This window comes from Thermomonas sp. HDW16, assembly GCF_011302915.1.
GTDB lineage: Bacteria > Pseudomonadota > Gammaproteobacteria > Xanthomonadales > Xanthomonadaceae > Thermomonas.
Map to the genome: position 1 here is coordinate 1,954,238 of NZ_CP049872.1, position 21,497 is coordinate 1,975,734.

Sequence of the window (21,497 nt, forward strand, 5' to 3'; positions counted from 1 at the left end):
TGATGAAGACCACCATCCTCACCGACATCGAAGGCACCACCTCCAGCATTTCCTTCGTCAAGGACGTGCTATTCCCGTATGCGCGCGACGCCCTGCCCGGCTTCGTGCGCGAACATGGGAACGAGCCCGAAGTGCGCCAGTGGCTGGACATGGTGGCCACCGAAAACGGCGGCATCTGCCAGGACGAAATGATCGTCGAAACCCTGCAGGGCTGGATCGACCAGGATCGCAAGCACACCGCGTTGAAGGCGCTGCAGGGCATGGTCTGGGAAGCCGGTTACCGCGATGGCGATTTCGCCGCCCCGCTGTATCCGGACGTGGCCCCCGCGCTGCGCGCCTGGCATGCCGAGGGCCACCCGCTGGCGGTGTATTCCTCCGGCTCGGTGCCGGCGCAGAAGCTGCTGTTCGCCAATACCGACGCCGGCGATCTGCTGCCGCTGTTCAGCGGTTTCTTCGATACCGAAGTCGGCCACAAGCGCGATGCCGACAGCTACCGACTGATTGCCGACCGCCTCGACCGCAGCCCCGGCGAAATCCTGTTCCTGTCCGACGTGGTGGCCGAACTCGATGCTGCCCGTGGTGCCGGCATACGCACCGTGTTGCTGGATCGGCGCGAGGACTACCCCGAGCCGCGCGTCGGCGATGCCACCAACGGGCATGTGCGGGTGGAGTCGTTCGCCGACATCGTGCTCTGACGGTCAGGGCACGGCTTCAAGCAACCGATAACTCGTCGTCGCCGTCACCTCCCCGCGCCAGCGGTCGAATGCACGCACTTCGACCCGATGTTCGCCGGCTACCAGTTTGGTCGGCAACGCGCCGCGCCACAGATGCGGCGAGGGTTCGGCCTCCGGCGAACGATCGTAGCCGCGCAAGGCTTCGGCGGCATCGTCGCGCATGTTTTCCGCCAGCAGCGCGGGGTCGGGTTGCGATACCTTCTTCATCGGCATCCACGCACCACCGTCGACGCGAAACTCGACGCGGGTGTCGTCATCGCCCATGTACACGTTGGCGAACACGCCCCAAGCCGGGTAGGCGCCACGTCGCAGCGCCTTCGGTGCGTGCACGCCGATCTGCGCATCGGCCGCGTCGCGGGCGTTGTGCCAAGCCAGTGCGTACCCACCGCCTAGCGTGATCTCCAGCACGGCATAACCGTTTGGCGTGCCATCGGCCATCATCGAATCCGGGATGCCGGCCGCATCCTTCACCCCCGACCAATAGGAGCCACACGTCGCACCGACGTTGTATTCGTGCAGCGGCGTGGCGCCCTGCCAGCCGTCGCCGGCATCGTGGAAGACATGGCGCTGCGTGTGGCTGTGCGCGCTCAATACCAGCACGTGCGGGAATTCCTGCAACAGGGCGAACAGGCGGATGCGGTCGTCGTCGCGGAAGCTGTCCTTGCCCGCCTCCTCGAACAACGGGATGTGCAGCGCGACCACCAGCAGTTTGTCTTTCGGCAACTGCGGTAGGCGGCGCGCCAGCAGCGCGAACTGATCCTCGCGGAAGCCGCCGATATAGGCGGGTTTCTGTCCGGGCAGCACGATCACGTCGTCCAGCACCACGAAATTCGCCGATGCGGTTTCCCGAATGAAGCTGTCCGGGCCGATGTTGCGATGGAAGTTGCCCAGCGAGGACGCATCGTCGCGCGCACCGGGATCGATGTCATGGTTGCCGGGCGCGTACAGCCATGGAATGCCCAACCGGGCCGTTTCCGCCTTGAGCGCCGGGTACATCGCCGGCGCATCGTCCACGATGTCGCCAAGCGAAATGCCCAATTGCGCGGCGTGCCGTCCGCGCAGCGGTTCGACGATGTCGCGCCGGTAGTAATCGACCTCCTGCAGCGACTTCACCTGCGGGTCGCCGAACACCAATACGCGCATCCCCTCTTCGCCGGCCTGCGCCTGCGCGCACCACCCGGCCATGCCCAACAACATCATCGCGACGATCGAACGCATGCGGCCTCCTTCCTGGTCGGGGGATTATGCCAATCACGTGGCGATCCCCGATTGCACTAGAATCGACCGGGCGTCGGGGAGGCCGGAAGGCAGGCGGAGCGTTTGCGCGGGATCGGGAACACATGGCGATCCATCATGTTCGGCCTGGCATTATTGCTTGCTGCCGGCAACGGTGCCGCGCGCGCCGTCGAGCCGCTGACGCTCGAACCAGGCCAGTCCTCGATCCCGCTGAGCCCCAGCATCGCCTACCGCCACGACACGATGGCCGCCGATGGTGCCACCGAAGCCTTCGCCCGCGCCAAGGCCGGCGAATTCGCCACCCTACCCAACGGCAATCCGACGTTCGGCTTCCAGAGCGGCGCCTACTGGTTCTACCTGCCGGTGGTGAACCGCCATCCCGAGGAATCGCGCTGGCTGCTGGTGCAGGAATACGCGCTGAGCGATCAGCTCGACGTGTATGTCCGCTATCCGGATGGACGGGTCGACCACCAGGCCAGCGGCGACCATCAACCGTTCTCCAGCCGCTTCATCCGCTACCGGCATCCCAACTTCCGGCTCGACCTGCCGTTGGGCGAACCGGTGGAAGTCCTGGTGCGTGTGCAGAGCGAAAGCTCGATGCAGGTACCGCTGGTGCTGTACACCCCGCGTGCACTGGCCGAGATCATGCGCGACGCGCAGTTCTCCACCGGCCTGTACTACGGCATCGTGCTGGCGCTGCTCTTCTACAACCTGGTGCTGTGGATCATGCTGCGCGATCCCGGTTACTTCTGGTACCTGCTGCATACCGGCGCGTTCGGCCTGGTGCTGTTCACCCTCAACGGCTACGGCTTCGAATACTTCTGGCCGAACTGGCCATGGATGGCGGATGCCTCGGTTCCCCTGTCGATCTGCCTGGCGCTGATCGGCATGCAGCAGTTCTCGCGTACCTTCCTCGAATTGCGCGAGCGATGGCCAGCCGGCAACCGGGTCAGCGTGGCCTTGATCGGTTTCTTCGTGTTGCTCGGCATCGCCTCGATCTGGCTGCCCTACAGCACTTCCACGCCGCTCGCCTCCAAGGCGGTGCTGTTCGGGGTGATCTGGATCATCGTGGCCGCTGTGGTCATGCTGCGCCGCGGTTATCGACCGGCCCGGCTGTTCCTGCTGGCCTGGTCGTTGTTCCTTCTCGGCACCGCGGCGTTCACCTTGCTCGCGTTCGGACTTGTTCCGCGCAACTTCTGGACCCAGAACGGCGTGCAGATCGGTTCCGCGCTGGAAATGCTGTTGTTGTCGCTCGCACTCGGCGCCCGCTACGCGGGCCTGCGCAACGAGAACATCCGCATCGTGCAGCAAGCCAACGAGCAGTTGGAACGCAGCGTCATCGACCGCACCAAGCAGCTGCGCACGGCGATGGCGCAACTGGGCGAAGCCAATGTGCAACTGCGCGAATACAGCCAGCGCGATCCATTGACCGGCGTGTACAACCGACGTCATTTCCGCGAAGCCTTCCAGCAGGCACTGGACGCGCGCAAGGACAACGGCAAGCCGCTGGCCCTGCTGCTGCTGGATCTGGATCACTTCAAGCAGATCAACGACAACTACGGCCACCTGGCTGGCGACGACTGCCTGCATTTCGCCGCACGCAGCATGGAAGACGTGGTGACACCGCATGGTGGTCTGGTCGCCCGTTTCGGCGGCGAGGAATTCGTCGCCGTGCTGCCGGGCAGCGATGCGCAGGCAGCCTTGCGCGTCGCCGAGGCGATCCGCCTGCGCATCCACCAGACCCCGGTAGCCAGCGCAGGCCACAACATCCGCCTGAGTGCGAGCATCGGCGTGCACACGGTGCCGGATGGCCACCAGGCCACGCCGGAAGACGTGATCCGCATCGCCGACGAAGCGCTCTACCGTGCCAAGGACGACGGCCGCAACTGCGTGCGGCACTCGATGAGCGCGGTATAGAACGGGCCTCGGCCTGGCCCTCCTCCGCGATTACGCCAGCACGGCCCTCGCCGCCGCCAACACGCTGCCGTCCGCGACCATGCGCACTGCATTGGCAACTTCGCCATCCATCGCACGATCCTGGCCGAGGAACGGAATGCGTTGGCGGATCGCCGCATGTGCCGCCGCCACCGCGTGCCCCGGCTGGAAAGCATCGGCCTGGGCCAGCTCCGCGCGCAAACCGTCGACTTCGGCGATGAAGCCCATGCGCTCGCCCGCATCCGGCAGCGGCCCGCCCTGCACCTTCGATGCAAATGCATCCGCATCGGCACGATCGGCCAGGTCGCGCGCGGCGTTGATCATGTCGCGACGCAAGTCCAGCGCTTGCGCGGCGGTGTACAGCTCCAGGCCCAGCACCTTGCCCAGGTCGTCGGCCATCGCCAGCACGTGGCGTGCCTCGTTGGCGCCCATCGAAACATGGTCTTCGGCATTCGCGCTGGTCGGGATCGAATAGACCGAAGCCGGCATCGCACGACTTGCAAGATCGTTGACGATCGCCGCAGCGGTGTACTGCACGATCATGTGCCCGCTCTCGGTGCCGTCCTCGTTGCCGATCAGGAACGCCGGCAGGCCATCGTTGGTAGCGGGATCGACCAGCTTGTTGAGGCGACGCTCGCTGATCGAGGCCAGCACCGGGATCGCGGCCTTCACATAGCTCATCGCCAGCGCCAGCGGCATGCCGTGGAAATGGCCGGCGGAAATCACCTGCTCCTCGACGAATTCCGCCTGCTTGTCAGGGAACACCAACGGGTTGTCGGTCACCGAATTCAGTTCGACGTCGAGCACGCGTTTGGCCTGCTCCAGCGCATCGCGCACCGCGCCATGCACTTGCGGGATGCAGCGCAACGAATAGCTGTCCTGCGGCTGGTGCTTCTTGCCGCCGCGGAACGGACGGAAGCGCGCATAGAACTTCTCGCGGCCATGGCGCTGGCCGAACGGCACCCAGTCCCAGCCGATGTCGAAGTTCAGCGCCTGCGCCTGTTGCGTGTCCCAGCTGGTCGGCAGCCACTGCCGGAACCGTGGCACCAGGTGGTACGGGATATCGGCGAGCGTCGATCCCGCCAGTAGAGCACGCAAGTTCTGCGCGGTTTGCACCTGCCCCGGATGCGGACGCAGCGCATGCACTTCCGGTGCGAATGCACCCAGCCGGCCTGCGAATGCGTCGATCGTCATCGCCGCGGCAAGATCGGCCGTACCCAGCAGGTCATCGAGCTTCTGCACCGCCAGCACGCCAGTCGCCAGCATTTGTGCGGTACCGTTGTTCAGCGCCAGACCTTCCTTGTACGACAAGGAAACCGGCTCCAGCCCCTTGCGCTTCAGCGCTTCGGCACCAGAGATACGCTCACCGTCGACGAAGGCTTCGCCGCCGCCAAGCAGGACGATGGCGAGGTGCGACAGCGGTGCCAGGTCGCCGGATGCACCGACCGATCCCAATTGCGGCACCACCGGCACGATCCCGGCATTGAGCATCGCCGCCAGTGCCTGCAGCGTCTGCACGCGGATGCCGGAATGCCCGCGCAGCAGCGTGTTGATGCGGATGCACAGCATCGCGCGCACCACGTCCGGCGCGAACGCTTCGCCCACGCACACGGCATGAGTGACGATCAGATTGTTCTGCAGTTCGATATGCGGCGAGCGCCCGGACTTGGTTGCACCCGGTAATTCATCGCGCAGCGGATGCGCGCCGAGCAGCTTGTCCGCATTGCTGCCGAAACCGGTGGACACGCCGTAAATCGGCTCCTGGCGCGCGACTTGCGCCGACAGGAAGTCCGCCGCACGCGCCACCTGCTGCAATGCACCTGCATCCAGTTCAACCGACGCGCCATTGGCGACATCGACCAGAGACTCACGGGTCAGCGACACGCCATCCAGTTTGATCGTCTTGCTCATGCCAGCGCTCCTTCGCGCAGTTCGCGCGCCTGCAGCAGCGCATCGGCCAGCGCGTGCTCGGCCACTTCGAATTGTTGCCCGCGACGCAGGTCCTTGATCGCCACCACGCCACGTGCGGCTTCGTCCTCGCCACGGATGGCGACGAAGCGAATGCCGGCCTTGTCGGCGTACTGCATCTGCTTGGCCAGCTTGCGTGCCTCGAACTGGGTTTCGACGTTGAGGCCGGCGGCGCGAAGTGTTTGCGACATCGCCAGTGCGGCATCGAGTCCGGCATCGTCCATCAACGCCACCAGCACATCGACCGAACTGTCCGCCGTGCCGATCAGACCCGCCTCGCGCAATTGATAAAACAAGCGGGTCAGGCCGATGGAGATGCCAACGCCGGGCAGTTTCGACTTGCTGTAGTGGCTGGCCAGGTTGTCGTAGCGGCCGCCCGAGCAGATCGAACCGATCTGCGGGTAGGCGTCCAGCATGGTCTCGTACACCACGCCGGTGTAGTAATCCAGGCCGCGCGCGATCGACAGATTGATCGCGTAACGCGACTCGTCGACGCCGAGCGCCTTCAACTGCAACAGGATCGCGCGCAATTCGGCGCGGCCTTCCTCGAACAACGGCGTGCCGGCGCCCAGCGCATCGAGCTTGGCCAGCGCATCGTCGTGCCCCTGCGAGCGCACCCGCGAGAACGCCATCAGCTTGTCGATGACGTCGGGCGTCAGCTCGAAACCTTCGCCCGCCAAGGTCGCGCGTACCGCGTCCTCGCCGCGTTTGTCGAGCTTGTCGAGTTCGCGCAGCACCAGCATCTGCCGTTCGCCCTCGATGCCCACACCCTCGAAATAGCCACGCAGCAACTTGCGATGGTTGAGCTGGATGGTGAATTCGCCGATGGCGAGGCGTTCGAACACGGCCGCAATCACCGCCGGGATCTCCGCATCGAAACGCGGCGAGAGATTGTCCTTGCCGATCACGTCGATGTCGCACTGGTAGAACTCGCGGAAGCGGCCGCGTTGGGCACGCTCGCCGCGATATACGCGCTGCATCTGGTAGCGGCGGAACGGGAATGCGAGGTCGTGCTCGTGCTCCGCCACGTAACGGGCCAGCGGCACGGTCAGGTCGAAGCGCAGCGCCAGCTCGGGTAGGCCTTCACCCCCCTTTTCCAACGCACCGGTGGACTGCACGAAGTACACCTGCCGCTCGGTTTCGCCGCCGGACTTGGTCAACAGCACCTCGGACAACTCCATCACCGGCGTTTCCACCGGCAGGAAGCCGAAGCCTTCGAAGGTCTGGCGAATCGTGTCCAGCATGCGCTGGAAGGCGATCTGGTCGCGGGGCAGCAGCTCCATGACCCCGGGTGGGGTGCGTGGCTTGATCAAGGCGGTGGGCTCCGGCGCGGGAAGGCGCTAGTTTAGCCGGCGCGGCGGCTCGCTCGCCTGCCCCTCTTGCCTGAAACCGATTCGACCTCTAAAATGCGCGGCTCTGCCGTCGGGGTGTAGCTCAGCCTGGTAGAGCGCTACGTTCGGGACGTAGAGGTCGCAGGTTCGAATCCTGTCTCCCCGACCAATCTGCATATTGATCAAACCGCCCTCGTGGCGGTTTTTTCATGCCTGCGACGCACGTGCCACTGTCCACATCCAGCCCGATTCGCCGTTGACTCCTGTACGTCCCTTGCGTCAGGTGTCGCGTGGCGATAGCCAACCATCCCCCAGCACCCGAGTCGACACACGACGCTTACAACCCGCCTGTGCTGCGGCAGCTGGCCCTGCGGTTGATCCTGCCAATGGCATTGACAGCGTTGGCCCTGTTCGGCTTGCTTGCCTGGGAAACCATTCGCCTGTTTCCATCCGGCAGCCCAGAACTGAGCGGCACCCTACTGCGTAACGCGGCACTCTTGCTCGTAGCCCTGTTGATCGTGAGCGCCTCGGGCTGGTTGATCGCATCGCGCGCGATCAAGCCGATCGCTGAACTGACCGAAGCGATCGAACGAATCGGGCATGGCGAGCAGGCACGGCTTGAAATCGATCGTGGCGAGATCCTCGGACGCCTGCAACGCGGCGTGAACGAGGCCTCGCAAGCGTTGGCGCGCTCGCGCAATCGCATGCAGAGCGAACTGGGCCGCACGTCGGTGGAACTTGCCGACAAGAACGCCAGGCTGGAAGCCGCCAGCCAATCGCGCGCGCGCTTCCTTGCCGCTGCCAGCCACGATCTGCGGCAGCCCTTGTATGCATTGACCCTGTTCTCGTCCGCCCTGCGCGCCGGTGAAAACGATCCCGCCAAACTGACCCGCGTCCTGCATATCGAGGAATGCGTGGCATCGCTCGACCACCTGTTCTCCGAACTGCTCGACCTGTCGCGACTGGAAACCGGCGCGGTGCACGCATCAATGGCCGACGTGCGGCTGGACGAAGTATTCGACGAGGTCAGCCGCAATTTCCGCATGCTGGCCGAATCGCGCGGGCTGCGCCTGATCGTGCGCAAGACCGATGTCTGGGTGCGTGCCGACCGCACCATGCTCACCCGCATCCTCAACAACCTGGTGAGCAACGCGCTGCGCTATACGGACGAAGGCGGCGTGCTGGTCGGCGTGCGCCAGCAGCGATCCGGGCAGGTGCGGATCGACATCTGGGACACCGGCCACGGCATCGCGCCCGAACACCAGCAGCGCGTATTCGAGGAGTTCTACCAGGTGTCGCATGAACACGCGCGCGGCGGTCGCCAGCGCGGGCTGGGATTGGGACTGTCCACGGTACGCAAGTTGGCCGAACTGATCGATTGCAGGATCTCGCTCGCCTCCACGCCAAAGCACGGCACCGTGATGTCGCTATCGCTTGCCAGGGGCGCGCCGTCCACGCAGGCGCACGCACGCGATGCCGTCGACATCCCGCTGGATGTCAGCGGCCTGCGGGTGCTGGTGGTGGACGATGAAGTCAGCATCCTCGAAGGATTGCGCGCCCTGCTCGCCGAATGGGGCTGCGAGATCCGTGCTGCGGAGAACCAGTCGGACGCGCTGGACGCGCTGGCCGGCTGGGCGCAGGCACCCGATCTGGTGATCAGCGACCTGCGCCTGCGCGAAGGCCGCAGCGGGGTGGAAGTGCTGCGTGCGATCGCCGGCCATTACGGCCAGGACCTCCAACAGCCGGGCTTCGCGCGCCTGCTGGTCACCGGCGAAACCCGCGGCGACCGCCTCGGCGAAATCGCCGCAAGCCGCATTCCGGTGCTGTTCAAGCCGGTGTCCCCGCAAAAACTGCGCGAAGCGATGCTGGCGGCGGTGTTCGCCTGCCGCACGCGACGCTTCGAACCAAGGAACGACGCCCGATGAGCGATGCCTTCTCCTACGACGTGGTCGACTATCCGTCGCTGATCCATCCGCAGATGCATCCCTCGCGGCTTGCGGCGATTGCTCGCTTGCACGGTATCCATGCGGCATCCCCGAAGGCTTGCCAGCTGCTGGAAGTCGGCTGCGGCGATGGCCTGCAACTGCTCACCCTGGCGATGGCCTACCCGCAGAGCCGCTTCATCGGCGTGGATCTGTCCGCGGCCGCAATTTCGCGCGGCGAAGCCATGCGCAACCGGCTCGGGCTGCACAATCTCCGCCTGGTCGCCGCCGACCTGCTGGAATGGAATCCCGGCCCGGAACCGTACGACTACATCGTCGCCCATGGTTTCTATTCGTGGGTGCCCGGAATCGTGCGCGGACGCCTGCTGCAGTTGTGCGGGGAGAGACTGGCCGATACCGGCATCGCCTATGTCAGCTACAACGCCATGCCCGGCTGCCATCTGCGACGGATGGTATGGGACATGATGCGATTCCATGTGCGTGACATCACGATGCCGGCCGAGCGTGCAGAAGAGGCCCGAAGCTTCCTCGAGTGGCTGGCGACGAATACCATCGGCAAGCCTGTGTACGGCGACTCATTGCGACTGGAAGCAGCCAACCTCCTCAACCGCACGAACGCCTCGGTGCTGTACCACGACGATCTTGCGGAGATCAATGCCCCCTTCTCGATCAGCGACTTCATGGACGGCGCGTCACGCAGCGGGCTGCGCTTCCTTGCCGAAGCCGACTATTCGGAATCCCGGGACGAAATGCTCGACGACGATGTCCGGGCGCATCTGCAAGCGCTTTCCGGGGGGACGTCATCAAGAAGGAGCAGTACCTGGATTTCCTGAAGGGACGCAGGTTCAGGCAGACCCTGCTGTGCCGCGACACGGTTGCGCTGGAACACGAAATCGTCGAAACCGAAGCACTCCGGATGCAGGCCATCGCCCCGCTCCGCACCGAACCCGCCGATGCCGACATCGCGTCCGATCAAGCCGTTCGATTCGTCACGCCGGAGGGCACCTCGATGTCCTCCAACCACCCGGGCACCAAAGCCATGCTCGCTTCGCTGGGCAGGATGTTCCCGGTGCCATCGGCAGTAATGGGCCTGGTCGACACCGATCCGGATGAAATGGAAAGCGGTAGACAGGCAACCGCCGAATCACCGATCGAACCACTCGAAACCATCGTGCGAGGATTCCGCTTCGGCATCATCGACCTGCTGGTCGACCCGCCCGACTTCGCTCCGGAAGCCGGCGAAAAGCCGCTGTTCTACCCGCTCGCCAGAATGCAGGTCGACTCAGGCGCGACAACCGTTGCCAGCATGCGGCCTTCGATGGTGAGCCTGGACAGCCCCCTGACCCGTGAACTGCTGCTGTTGCTGGATGGAAGCCGCGACCATGAAACCATCCAGGCATTGCTGGCGGAACGCATGCATGCGCTCGGGACACCGGAAGGACTCCCCGCTCGCGACCTCGAATGGTGGCGCGCGAACATCGTCGAACAACTCGCCACGGGCCTGCAGCAGGCTGCGAAACTCGGGGTGCTGGTGGAGAACTGATCGGCAGGGGAATGCAGCGTCAACGCACCATGTAGGTCTGCGTATTGAGCTGCAGTACGGCATCGAATTGCACTTTCTCGCCATCTTCGCCCAGTTCAAGCATGGCATCGATGCGGAAGCGCAATGCGCGATCCAGCTCCTTCTGCGCATCCAAGGTCACCCGCACCCGGCTCAGCCGGGACTCGTGAAGGCTGATAGCCTGTTCCAGCGAGCGCCGGATCTTGTCGCGATCATGCGGGTTGAGCAAGCTGTAGGACGAGAAGTCGAGGATGCCGTAGGTCAATGACGAGGCACGGCATTCCTTGAAAACATCCGGAACGACGCGGCTCGCTTCCGAGCGCGTGTTCAGCAGGCTCTCCAGGTCGAGCGATACGCCAGTGCGCATTTCCTGCATCGAAACCCGCCTGCCGGAATCTTCCGGCAGGGGGGCATCGACCAGGCGATCCATGAAACCGCGTGGCATCGGAAGGGGCTTCCGCTATGTTCTGCGATGACGGACTTGATGGAAGCCGTCCCCGTCTTACTTGTTTTCCTTGATGTTCCAGGCCATCGCGACATCGCCTGCCTTGTTGCCCTTCGCATCCTGGGCCGTGTATTTCTCTTCGAACTTTCCGAAGTCGAATGTGATGGTCTCCAACAGGTGATCATGACTGGCACCATTCTGGCTGACGCTCGTCACCAGCACGTCGGTCAAGGTCACCGTGTAAAACACCATCTGTTCGCCACCCTGCTTGCGGCAGAAGAGTTCGGCCTTGGCGATGTGCTTTCCGTTGGAGACCAATTCCAGCAGTTTCGGGCTGGCCTTGTCCACTCTCTTGGAGATCGACACATTCAGGTACTCAACCCTGCCCGCGCCGCCACCCCCGCCATGGGCCATGCTGCCCGAATTTTGCGCCCCGAGGCTAAACCCCTGGATATCGATCTCGCCCTTGAATTTCGAATCGGCCGACTCGCCCGGAATCGAGTCGAGCTTGAGGAAATAGTCAGTTGCCATTGCAGCATCTCCTTTTCAGTTTGAATGGGAATTCATCGTGCCGACTTGGGCAATTCGGCGACCATGCGCAGCGAAACGCTCAACTCGTCGAGTTGGTAGTGCGGGCGCAGGAACGCCACGGATTTGTATGCGCCGGGTTTGCCCGGAACCTCGACCACGTCGATGCGCGCTTCGCGCAGCGGGTACTTGGCCTTCATTTCCTGCGTGGCGTTGTCGTCGAGCAGTACGTACTGCGCGATCCAGTTGTTGAGGAAAGTCTCCACGCTGGACTTCGACGCGAAGCTGCCCACCTTGTCGCGCATCATCGACTTCAGGTAGTGCGCGATGCGGCTGACCGCGAAGATGTACTGAAGCTGCGAGGACAGGCGCGCATTGGCGTTGGCCGCGTCGGTGTTGTATTCCTTCTGCTTCTGCGTCGACTGGGTCGAGAAGAACGCCGCATAGTCGGTGCCCTTGCAGTGCACAAGCGGGATCAGGCCGAGGTCGGCCAGCTCCTTCTCGCGTCGGTCGGTGATCGCGATCTCGGTCGGGCACTTCAGCGCGACTTCGCCATCGTCGGTGGCGAAGGTGTGCGTGGGCAGGCCTTCGACCAGGCCGCCGCCCTCGACACCCCGGATCGCCGCGCACCAGCCGTACTTGGCGAAGGCATCGGTGATCTTGGTGCCCAGCGCGTAAGCCGCGTTCATCCACAGGTATTTGTTGTGGTCGGTGCCCGTGGTCGTCTCGACAAAATTGAAGGCCTCCACCGGATCCGTGTCCGGGCCGTACGGCAGGCGGCCAAGGACATGCGGCATCGCCAGGCCAACATAGCGTGAATCTTCCGACGCACGGAAACTCTTCCACTTGGCGTATTCGACGGTGTCGAAGATCTTGGCCAGGTCGCGGGGGCCGGATAGCTCGGTGAAATCATCGAAGCCCAGCAGTTCCGGCGCGGCCGCACTGAGGAATGGCGCATGCGCCGCGGCGCAGACATGGGAGATCTCTTCCACCAGGTACATGTCTTCCGGATGCCGGCCGAATTCGAAGTCGCCGATCAACGTCGCGAATGGCGCGCCGCCGAAGGTGCCGTATTCTTCCTCGTAGAACTTCTTGAACAACGCGCTCTGGTCGAAATCGGATGCGTTCTTGAAGTCCTTGACCAACTCCTTCTTGGTGGTGTTCAGCACCTTGATCTTCAGGCCGGTGCTGGTCTCGGAGTTGTCCACCAGGTATTTCAGGCCGCGCCAGCTGCCTTCAAGTTGCTGGAACTCCGGCGCATGCATTACCGCCGACAGCTGTTCGGACAGGACGCGATCAATCTCCGCGATGCGCGCGTCGATCATGGTGATCGCATCCTTGGACACCGTCATCGCGCCATCGCTGACCTGCGCCACCAATTCGGCGATCAAGTCTCGGGCTCGGCTGCGTTCGCTATCGGAGCGTGCGATCTTGCTCTGGGTCAGGATCTGGTCAAGCAACCCGCCTTCGGCGGCTTCGGCTACGGCGGCACCCGCCGTCTGGGTTTCGGTATTGGCCATGGTCTGTGCTCGCTTGTTCGTGTCGTCGTGGTCTGCAGGTCAGGCGCCGATCGTCTGGCGTGCCGCCGGACGGGTCATTCGTCGGACTTCGGCCCTACTTCCTTAGTCAGCTGGGCGATCTTGTCGGTGTTCTGCAGAACCTCGTTCAACAGATCCTCGAACTTGTCGTTGCCGGCGGCCTTGTTGCGCAGGTCGGCCAGTTTCTGGCGAGCTTCGAGCAACTTGCGCAGCGGCTCGATCTGGTTGGCCACGCGTTCCGGCGAGAAATCCCCCAAGCTGCGGAAGTTCAATTCCACGCCGAGCTTGGAGCCATCGTCGGCCAGCTTGTTGTCGACCTGCATCTCCACTCGCGGCTTCATGCCCTTCAGCACGTCGTCGTAGTTATCCTTGTCGACGTTGACGAACTTGCGATCCTTCAACTTGCCAAGTGGTTCCGACGGCTGGCCGCTGAAGTTGCCGAGCACGCCCGCGACGAATGGCAGCTCCTTCTTCTCGATGGCATCGCCGACTTCGACGTCGTAAGTGAGTTGCACGCGCGGGGCGCGTACGCGGTCGAGCTTGTGCTGGGTGCTTTCCTTCTTTGCCATGACGATCCCCGTGCGCGTGTTTCAGGCAGTAGCCCGTGGAATGGAACGGAGTGGCGTGCACCGCACGCACTCCGCTTATCGTGCTGACGAGTCTAGGAACGCTGCCGCGGCTGCAACATCCGTCGGACGGCCAGACTTGGGCATATGCCATTCGACCGGAACGATTTCATGGCCGCTGCGGTAGCGCGATTGCGTGTCCTGCATGTCAGTACGAAGGTGGCAGGCCGACCCGTTCGCGAATCGAAGACAAGGTGCTTTCATCGCGGATGATTTCCGCGAGGAACTGGTCCAGCGGCATGTTGGCCCAATACACGGCGCGGTCCAGCAGGTAGGCGACTGGGCTATGCGGCTCGGTACGACGGAAAAAACCGGCGATCTCGCCCAACGCGCGCAACGCAGCGTCCTTGGAAGCCAGGCTCCCGGCATTCAGGTCAAGTGCCGCGCCTCCACCTCCGCCATTGCCGCTCGTTGCTGCCAGTGAAAGGCTTGCGGTATCTCCGGCGGCATCGTCGGCCTGGATGGCGATGCCACCCATGCCCTTGGCAGCCGCCAACTTCGCATAGACCTGCTGGATTTTCTTCAGCGCATCGTCGATGGCGGCAAGGCTCGGGGCATCCCGCCCCAGGCGCTCGTCGGATTTCGCGGAAAACCGGGCGAAGGCTTCGCGCGCCGCCTGCACCATGTCGATGCGTTCGCGGATCACTGCATCCGCGGTGGACTGTATACGCGCGTCGTAGGTCTCGCCGTTGAGACGACCTTCGTCCATTGCCGCCTGGTAAGCCTCTGCATTTTGCCTGCCGAGGTTGTCCACTTCACGCGAATCGATCCAGCCTGCCAACGTCAGTACACCTTGCGGATCGTCGTTGAGCATCATCGACAGCAGCGCGCGGCTGCCGTAGGTTGCGAACCAGGCAAGTTTGCTCGCGCGCTCTTCCAGATCGCCATCATCCGCGCGCGGATGCAACCCTTCCCAATATTGTTCCAGGAGCCCCGTCAGCAGCTCGAAGCCATCGCGCGCGCCTTCCAGGCCGTATCGCGAGATCGCCGCCTCGCCCAGCCACACCGCGGCCTGCAGATCTTTGCTGGTACGCAACAGGATGTCTTCGGACAGGCTTTGTGCCTCGCGCCAATCGGCAACCTTCAGTTCGGTCTGCCAATCGCCCTGGGCAAGGCCTGCATCGTCCGCACGCCGCGCCTCGCGGATGCGGTCGAACTGGTCGGAGAAGCTGGCATCGCTGCCCGCCGGATCGCCACCGGGGACCGGGGCGAGGAGTTCGTTGACGTCGATGGCCATGCTTCGGCTCCGCTGTATTCGTGGACGGTGGTTATCGGGAAATCGGTCTCATTCGAGAATCACGTTCGGCACTTCGGCGCGTGCCGTGCTCGCCCCCAGGTACTGCTTCATCTGATCCGACAGTTCGACCTGCAGGAACACCCGTGCGTTGCGGAACTTCGCCTCAGCCAGCTTCTGCCGCAGCTCGCTCCATTGCGCCGGACTGTAGCTCTGGCGGAAATCGTCCACGCCGAATGCATGCGCACCGCCGGAGAATTCCTCGATCAGGCGCGCGAAGCCCTCCGGCCCCGCGTAGATGCGGGTCAGGCTGAGTTGTTCCGCCGGCGTATCGACCGCATGCATCTCGCTGGTCGCCGGATCGAATTCCTGCGTCTGATCGCCTGCATCCTCCGCGGGCACCGCGAAGCTCACCCGGATGCGTGCCTCCAGGCAGCTGGATGGTGACCAGAACACCTGTGCCTTGGCATCCGCCAGCGATTCGCCGGCGGAACTGGCGCGGTACACGCGTTCGCGGCATTCGACCTCGAAGACCGTGCCGGCATCGCCCTCATCCAGCGCACCCAACTCGCTCGGGCGCGTGAGCGTGAAGCTGCCGGCCAGGAACGGCGGCCCGTTGTCGAGTACCGGCAGGAACTTGCGCTGGGCCGCGACCATGCTCTGGTAGCCTGGCGTCAGCGGCATCGACACTCCGCCTACCTTGACGGGCAGCCGCTCTTTCTCGGTGATGAAGGGCTTGAGCCAGTCGTTGACGAAGGCACCGAGTTTGCCCTGCTCGCCGTACAACGCTTCGATCTGCTGGTCTTGCGGCAACGCCGCCAGCGGCTTGACCACGCTTTCGCGCCAGCGTTCCTGCACGAACTCGCCGGCACGGTGCACGGTCAGGAACAGCAGCAGTTTCGACGGCCCCTGCACCACCGACCACGCTGCCAGGTCATCGCCCTTGAAGGTGGTGGCGTATTTTTCGCCGGGCTTGTCGACGGCATCGATCAGTTCCGTGTATTCGCTGGCCGGCGGCTTGTCGGCTTTGCCCTTGCCGGCGAACAGCTCGGAGGCAATCTGGTAGACGTCCTCACCCGACCCTTCCGCCTGCAGGCGCAGATAGGCGCGAGCGTATTCGGCTTCCTCGCCGGCCAGCACCTTGGCCTGCGTGTCGTGCATCGCCAGCAGCCAGACCGGTGCCGCGATCTTGTCTCCGCCGAACTTGAACGAATCCGCCACGAACCTACCGAACGGCCGCCATGAAGACAGCCAGTTCGATTTCATCTGCATCCACGTGGCTGCCCAGCGCGACGAGAACGGCCAATCGAGCGGCAGTTCATACAAGTTGCGCTGGGCGGAGCGAAAAAAAAAGTCGTATGGATTCTGTTGGGTTGCGGCGCGGGTCAGCAGGTCGCCGTAATGGCCGCGCCACAAGGCGATACCGTCGCCGAAGCGTGCCTGGAAGGCGGCCCAGCTGGCGAAGTAGTCGCGGAAATAGGTGCTGCGGATGTCGTCGATGCGGGCCTGCTTGCCTGGCGCCTGCTCATGCAACGTGGCCAGCATCGGTTGCACGATGCCCTCCCAGGCGTCGCGCGAATACGCCTGCGAGACGTTGACCGCCTGCCCGGCATCGGTACCGACCACGGTGCCTTCGGGCAACCAGAAATGCGCAAGGTCGATGCCGGCATCGCGGCCATCGGCCCATTTCTTCAGGTCGGCGGCGCGCGGCGTGTAACCGTTCAGCAGTTTTTCCAGCAAGCCTTCCAGGCGCGTGTGTTCCGCATCAAGGACGTTTTTTTTTTGCCAGCGCAGATAGCCCAGGTAGGTCGCGAACAACGCGGAGGCGTTGTCGCTGTCCCGGCTGGTGTTGTTGTCGGGGCTACGGAATGGCGCGAACAGGCGCGACCGCGCATCGAAGCTAACGTTGTTCGGCAGTTCGCGCTTGCGGCATGCGTCGTTGCTGCTTCGGCACGCGTCGAGCAGGCGCAAACGCTGGGTGATCGCGAGCACGTGTTCGATACCGGCGCGCCCCTGGTTGATGTCAGTCGCCAGCATCTGGTCTTCGGGCGCGAGGATCAGGTTGTTGAAATCCTCGATCACCCGCTGCTTTAGCTTCTCGATGTCGCTGTCCGCGCGGCGGATGCCGAAGCTGAGCATGGTGTCGCCCGCCGCTGCCTCCAGCGATTCGATGGTGCGTCCGCAACCGGCCACCCAATCGATCCGCCCGCTGGAGGTGCGCTCCGCCACATCCGCGCATGCACTGCGAGTCTGCGCCAGCAGGGCGGTATCGTCGCGACGGGCCGAGGACAGGCCATAGGCGATCGATGCCGATAGTCCCAGCATCGCCAGCACGCCGATCCCGGCCACTGCCATGCGTCCGGCGTTGCCGCGGAAACTGCTGCCGGCCAACGGCTGGTCGCTGGGCAGGAATCGGGTGAACAGGTCGGCCACGAAGGCACCACCGCGATGCGCCGCGTCCATGCTGCCCGCGAAGTACAGGCCGCGCCAGCGCGGTGTGCGCTGGAAGGGATTGTCTTCCAGCATCAGCGTCACGAACAGCGACAGCCCCTGCTGCGCCTGCCGCAGCGATTCGACGAAATCGAACACCGCGCGACGCTGCTGGGGGTGGCCTGCGCGCGCATGGCGGTCATGCGCAACGCGTGCAGGCGATCCTCGATCGGCTTGAGGATGTCGTCGATGCGCCTGCTGCTGGCGGCGCTGACCACTTCGCTGTCCGCAAAACGATGGCCCAGCGCCTGTGCAAACGTTTCGGCCGGCAAGGTGGCGCGCACTTGCGCGTAACCCGGCAGGCGATCTAGGCCGGTGACCAGGAAATACACCGGCATCTGTACTTGCAGGTGTTCCATCGCCTCATCGACCAGCCGACGCAGGCGGGTCGCGGTTTCCTTCAACACGTCCGCGGGCCCCAGCAGCGACTGCGCTGCAACCGCAACGACAATGCCATTGAGCGGAAGCTTTTCGCGCTCGTCGGCCAGCTTCATCAACGCCTGGTACCAAAGACCGCGGTCGAGCCTGGCATTCGCGTCAGCAACCACCCGCGGATGCATCTCCACCGCGATCATCGACTTGAAGAACCACCAGCGCCAGACATCGTCCGCGTCCATCTGTTCCTTGTCCGGCGGCGGGAACGGCGACACTTCTGCACCGGCGCGCAGCAAACCGTCCACGTTGGCCTGCGCGTCGCCGACGAACATCATCCACGGGATGCGGTACAGCGGCGCCCGGCCCTTTTCCATCTCGGGTGAACGCGCGATGGTGCGCTTGGCTTCGCCGATCGCATTGGACATGCGCGACAGCGGTTCGCGCTCGTCCTCGGCATTGCCGGGGCCAAGGTCGCCGATGCGCTTGCGGGTACGTCCCTTCAGCGATGCCTTGCGTTGCCCGGACATGAACCACCACAGCACCACCAGCGCGACCAGGCAGATCGCCAGCACCTGCCAGAAACGCATCGGCACCAGCGGGATCAGCGCCAAGCCCAGGAAGACCAGGCCAGCCAGCACCACCAGCAGCACAAGGGTCACCAGGATCCGGCGCAGCCACGGTTTCTTGGCCGTGTCCGCCCCTCTCGAGTAAAGCGAGCCGATGCGCGAGAAGACCGAGCCGATGCCCGAGAACAGGCGTTCCACGAAGTCCAGCGGGTTCATCGTGCGGGCTCCGTCTGCATGAAGAGGTAGGTGGCGGCGAGCTTGGCGTTGCCGCGGTTGGCGTCCAGCATCTGCCGCATCTTCGGCAGGTATTCCTCCGCGGTCTGGATCTCGGGCAGCGCTTCGGCGTACAACGGCGTGGGCGATGCGATCACCGTGATCAGCTCCTGTCCGAACGGCGCCGACACGGTCCAGGTCTTGGATGGCGTGGCGCCGACTTCGAACTGCTCGCCGGAGCGGATCAGACGGCCGCTGTCGGGCTCGCCGTCGTTCGGGTAGATATGCGCCACGTCGCCATTGACCGTGAAATAGTCGACGTACAGGTAGCCGTCGTAGTTGGCCTGCTGCAGCTTGACGATGACGTTTTCGTTTTCGATGAAACGATCCGAATGCCCGGTGCTCGGGGTAATCGCAAGGCCGTAGCCGTTGTCGCCGTTACGTGCCTTGTATTGCGCCAGGATCTTCACCACTTCGCAGTGCGGCCAGATCCGCAATTGCACGTTCACCGTGGACGACTTCACGCCCTCCACCCCATCCACGCGCTGCTTGACTGCGGCGATGTCGTCGGCACGCGACACGTAGCCGTCGACCTTTACCGTGCCGGCATCCTCGTCCGCGCTCACGACCAGGTCGGAACAGGGGAACGAAGCCAATTGCTGCTGCACCGGCACCAGGATCGAGGGCTTGGGCGCGGCCAACAGGATGTAGATCAGGTAACCGACCGGGATCAGCAGCGCGACAAGCGCGCCGACCCGCAACAGGGTGCGATCCCACTGCCTTGGGTACTTGGGGCCGGGCGGATCCGCCACGGCATAGGGCTGCGGGGTGATCTTCTCCTCGCGCAGGGTGTGGATCGGCGCAGGTGCGATCGGCAGCTGGCGGCCATGCAATTCCTTGAGCTTGCCGAGTTCGCCGGTATCGCCGTTCTCGTAGTAGTACTGGCCAACGAACCCGCACAACAATGCGTGGTAATACACCTCGCGCACTTCGTCCTGATCCTGCTTCAACGCGGACAAATGCTGGAAGAACTCGTTGCCGGCGTTGTTGGTGTTGAACATGGTGACCTGCAGCGGGATGCTGCCGGTCAGGTAGGCGGGGTTGCGCGCCATGATTTCGTCGATCCAGGCCGCCAACGCGAACGCCGCGCCATCGGCCTGTTCCGGACGCTTGCCATCGGCCTGTGCAGCGGCCTTGGCCCGGTCAATCAACTCGCGTGCGCGCGTTGTGACGGCCGCCGAGCCCTCGCTGGCCTGGCCGGCGGCGATCTTCTCGTCCAGCGCCAGGCCGAACGAGAACACCGGGAGGAAATGATGCAGGAGTCGGGCCATGCGTTCAGTCCTGCCTTCAGTCTTGGGTGGCGACCGGGAACAGCTTGATCACGGTCGAATCGGACGGCAGGTCGGAGAACACGGCGATGTTGCGGCCGTTCTTGATCATCTGCCAGAAGGGATGGGTGGTATCGACCAGGAAATACGTGGTGTTCGGGCTCTTCTGCGGCAGTTCTTCCGGTGGTACCGGCAGCAAGTCGATCTTCAGGCCGAACAGCGCGGCGGACAGCAGGCGCGGCATCTCGTCCATCGAGGCGATCTTGCCGGTGCGCGACAAGCGGGCGAACAGGTCGGCGCCCTTCTGTTCGGATTCGAACGCCAGGTAGAAACGCGTCTTGTCGTTCTCGAACAGGTTGGCCGGCAGGTCGGCGCGGTAGAAGCGACCGTCAAATGCGAGGGTAATTCCGACTTCGGCCCCGACGGTCAACGCCTTGATCAGCGCCTCGGCGCGGTCGAAGCCGAGGCGGAAGCAACGGCGAAGATCATCGTGGTCGTAGTCCGGAAGTTCGGTCTCGCGCGGCTTCCCCGCCAGTTCACCGAAGTAGCCGATGTCCTCGGAGAACACCGAGAACTCCGCGACCAGCCGGCGCAGATCCTGGTACATCGCGTATGCGGACACGGTGTTGAGCCGCGCATGCTCCTGGAACACGGTGATGTAGCGCGCGAAGGTCTGCATCATCACCACCCGCATCACTTCCTGCGCGCTGGTGGATGCCGCGCGAATGCCACGCTGGCGCTTGACCGAAGCGAAGTCCTGGCCGCGCGACACCAGCAAGTCACGCAATGCGCGCGTCCATCGCGCGAGATTGTGCGAGGCGCCGACCGCTGTCGTTGGCGGGATGTAATCGGGTGAAAGCTTGAACTTGCCGGGTCCTGCAGGAAGCAGTTCGGCGAACTTGTAACTGTCCGAGGAACGCACGATCGCATCCGCGTTTTCGTCCAGGCTGGTGACGATGTTCGGCTGGTACAGCAGGAAATCCACGTCCGCCGCCGGCGCTTGCGGATCGAAGGGATCGGCCAAGCTGTCGGTGGCCAACGCATGACGCGCGACGAGCCGTTCGGATTCGCGCGAAGCCAGGCCCTGGATCGCACGATCGCGGTTGAACACCAGCCAGACCGGGATCGGATCGTTGCTGGTCGTCGCCAACTCGGCGAGGTTGCGCTGGGGCACGCGGGTATTGCCGGGCGCGGTATCCAGCGAACCGCCGACCAGGCGTTCGCCGTCGCGGGTCACCAACGCGAAACGCTCGATATCGACCATTCCGCTGCCAAGGGCGTCCTCGCGCAGGCGCAGGGATTCGAAACCCCACGGGAACGGCGTGAGCCGCAAATGCAGAGCATGCCGGTTCGCCTGCTGCCAGGCATCCTGCGCCTGCAGGTGTTGCGGACTCAGGAAGGCGCCCTGCCCCCAATGCACTTGTCGCTCGACGCTCATGCCTTCGC

At 64.1% G+C, this 21,497-nt stretch carries 16 protein-coding genes, 1 tRNA gene and 1 pseudogene; 6 read left to right on the top strand and 12 right to left on the bottom strand.

The genetic code is table 11. The features are described 5' to 3' along the window. Window positions 1–2: 2 nt before the first annotated feature. Window positions 3–695, top strand: coding sequence for an acireductone synthase (gene mtnC, locus G7079_RS09105; protein WP_166057008.1), 693 nt, complete (start codon window positions 3–5; stop codon window positions 693–695). 3 nt (window positions 696–698) lie between these two features. On the opposite strand, the pseudogene G7079_RS09110 reads toward mtnC, so the two are convergent. After that, window positions 699–1,883 (bottom strand): annotated as a pseudogene (locus G7079_RS09110) (calcineurin-like phosphoesterase C-terminal domain-containing protein); the annotation flags it as partial. A 204-nt stretch (window positions 1,884–2,087) separates the two neighbouring features. Between G7079_RS09110 and G7079_RS09115 the strand changes: the two are divergent. Further along, on the top strand, window positions 2,088–3,887 hold the full coding sequence (locus G7079_RS09115) for a diguanylate cyclase (protein ID WP_166057010.1): 1,800 nt from the start codon (window positions 2,088–2,090) through the stop codon (window positions 3,885–3,887). 30 nt (window positions 3,888–3,917) lie between these two features. Here G7079_RS09115 and G7079_RS09120 read toward each other — a convergent pair whose 3' ends face one another. After that, window positions 3,918–5,816, bottom strand: coding sequence for an aromatic amino acid ammonia-lyase (locus tag G7079_RS09120; RefSeq protein WP_166057011.1), 1,899 nt, complete (start codon window positions 5,814–5,816; stop codon window positions 3,918–3,920). Then, window positions 5,813–7,186, bottom strand: coding sequence for a histidine--tRNA ligase (hisS, locus tag G7079_RS09125; RefSeq protein ID WP_166057012.1), 1,374 nt, complete (start codon window positions 7,184–7,186; stop codon window positions 5,813–5,815). The genes G7079_RS09120 and hisS overlap by 4 nt, the downstream gene beginning before the upstream one ends. Before the next feature lie 110 nt (window positions 7,187–7,296). Between hisS and G7079_RS09130 the strand changes: the two genes are divergently transcribed. The 4 genes from G7079_RS09130 to G7079_RS09145 all read left to right on the top strand — a co-directional run bounded on the left by G7079_RS09130 (window position 7,297) and on the right by G7079_RS09145 (window position 10,690). Then, window positions 7,297–7,373, top strand: a tRNA-Pro gene (locus G7079_RS09130). 217 nt (window positions 7,374–7,590) lie between these two features. After that, the gene (locus tag G7079_RS09135) at window positions 7,591–9,129 is read left to right on the top strand and encodes a hybrid sensor histidine kinase/response regulator (protein ID WP_166057013.1); all 1,539 of its coding nucleotides are present in this window, start codon (window positions 7,591–7,593) and stop codon (window positions 9,127–9,129) included. Continuing rightward, the gene (locus G7079_RS09140) at window positions 9,126–9,980 is read left to right on the top strand and encodes a class I SAM-dependent methyltransferase (RefSeq protein ID WP_166057014.1); all 855 of its coding nucleotides are present in this window, start codon (window positions 9,126–9,128) and stop codon (window positions 9,978–9,980) included. The genes G7079_RS09135 and G7079_RS09140 overlap by 4 nt, the downstream gene beginning before the upstream one ends. An 83-nt stretch (window positions 9,981–10,063) precedes the next feature. Beyond that, complete coding sequence (locus G7079_RS09145) at window positions 10,064–10,690, top strand: hypothetical protein (protein ID WP_166057015.1); 627 nt, start codon at window positions 10,064–10,066, stop codon at window positions 10,688–10,690. Window positions 10,691–10,709: 19 nt separating this feature from the next. On the opposite strand, the gene tssE is transcribed toward G7079_RS09145, so the two are convergent. From tssE to tssK, 9 genes are all read right to left on the bottom strand, one after another. Further along, on the bottom strand, window positions 10,710–11,153 hold the full coding sequence (gene tssE, locus G7079_RS09150) for a type VI secretion system baseplate subunit TssE (protein ID WP_166057016.1): 444 nt from the start codon (window positions 11,151–11,153) through the stop codon (window positions 10,710–10,712). A gap of 57 nt (window positions 11,154–11,210) precedes the next feature. Then, entirely contained in the window at window positions 11,211–11,684 is a 474-nt protein-coding gene (locus G7079_RS09155) for a type VI secretion system tube protein Hcp (RefSeq protein WP_166057017.1), read from the bottom strand. Window positions 11,685–11,716: 32 nt separating this feature from the next. Further along, window positions 11,717–13,201 carry a type VI secretion system contractile sheath large subunit gene (gene tssC, locus G7079_RS09160; RefSeq protein WP_166057018.1) on the bottom strand — a complete coding sequence of 495 codons (1,485 nt, stop codon included), beginning with the start codon at window positions 13,199–13,201 and terminating at the stop codon, window positions 11,717–11,719. A 74-nt stretch (window positions 13,202–13,275) separates the two neighbouring features. Then, complete coding sequence (gene tssB / locus G7079_RS09165; RefSeq protein WP_166057019.1) at window positions 13,276–13,788, bottom strand: type VI secretion system contractile sheath small subunit; 513 nt, start codon at window positions 13,786–13,788, stop codon at window positions 13,276–13,278. Between the two features lie 205 nt (window positions 13,789–13,993). Further along, entirely contained in the window at window positions 13,994–15,082 is a 1,089-nt protein-coding gene (gene tssA, locus G7079_RS09170; RefSeq protein ID WP_166057020.1) for a type VI secretion system protein TssA, read from the bottom strand. A gap of 48 nt (window positions 15,083–15,130) precedes the next feature. Beyond that, window positions 15,131–17,668, bottom strand: coding sequence for a hypothetical protein (locus G7079_RS09175; RefSeq protein WP_166057899.1), 2,538 nt, complete (start codon window positions 17,666–17,668; stop codon window positions 15,131–15,133). Beyond that, a complete protein-coding gene (locus tag G7079_RS09180) occupies window positions 17,611–18,726 on the bottom strand; it encodes a type VI secretion protein IcmF/TssM N-terminal domain-containing protein (protein ID WP_166057021.1) in 1,116 nt (371 codons plus the stop codon). Before G7079_RS09180 ends, G7079_RS09175 begins: the two co-directional genes overlap by 58 nt. Further along, window positions 18,723–20,054: a DotU family type IV/VI secretion system protein gene (locus G7079_RS09185; protein WP_166057022.1), complete on the bottom strand. Its 1,332-nt coding sequence runs from the start codon at window positions 20,052–20,054 to the stop codon at window positions 18,723–18,725. Before G7079_RS09185 ends, G7079_RS09180 begins: the two co-directional genes overlap by 4 nt. A 16-nt stretch (window positions 20,055–20,070) precedes the next feature. Beyond that, the gene (tssK, locus tag G7079_RS09190; RefSeq protein WP_166057023.1) at window positions 20,071–21,489 is read right to left on the bottom strand and encodes a type VI secretion system baseplate subunit TssK; all 1,419 of its coding nucleotides are present in this window, start codon (window positions 21,487–21,489) and stop codon (window positions 20,071–20,073) included. Between the last annotated feature and the right edge of the window lie 8 nt (window positions 21,490–21,497).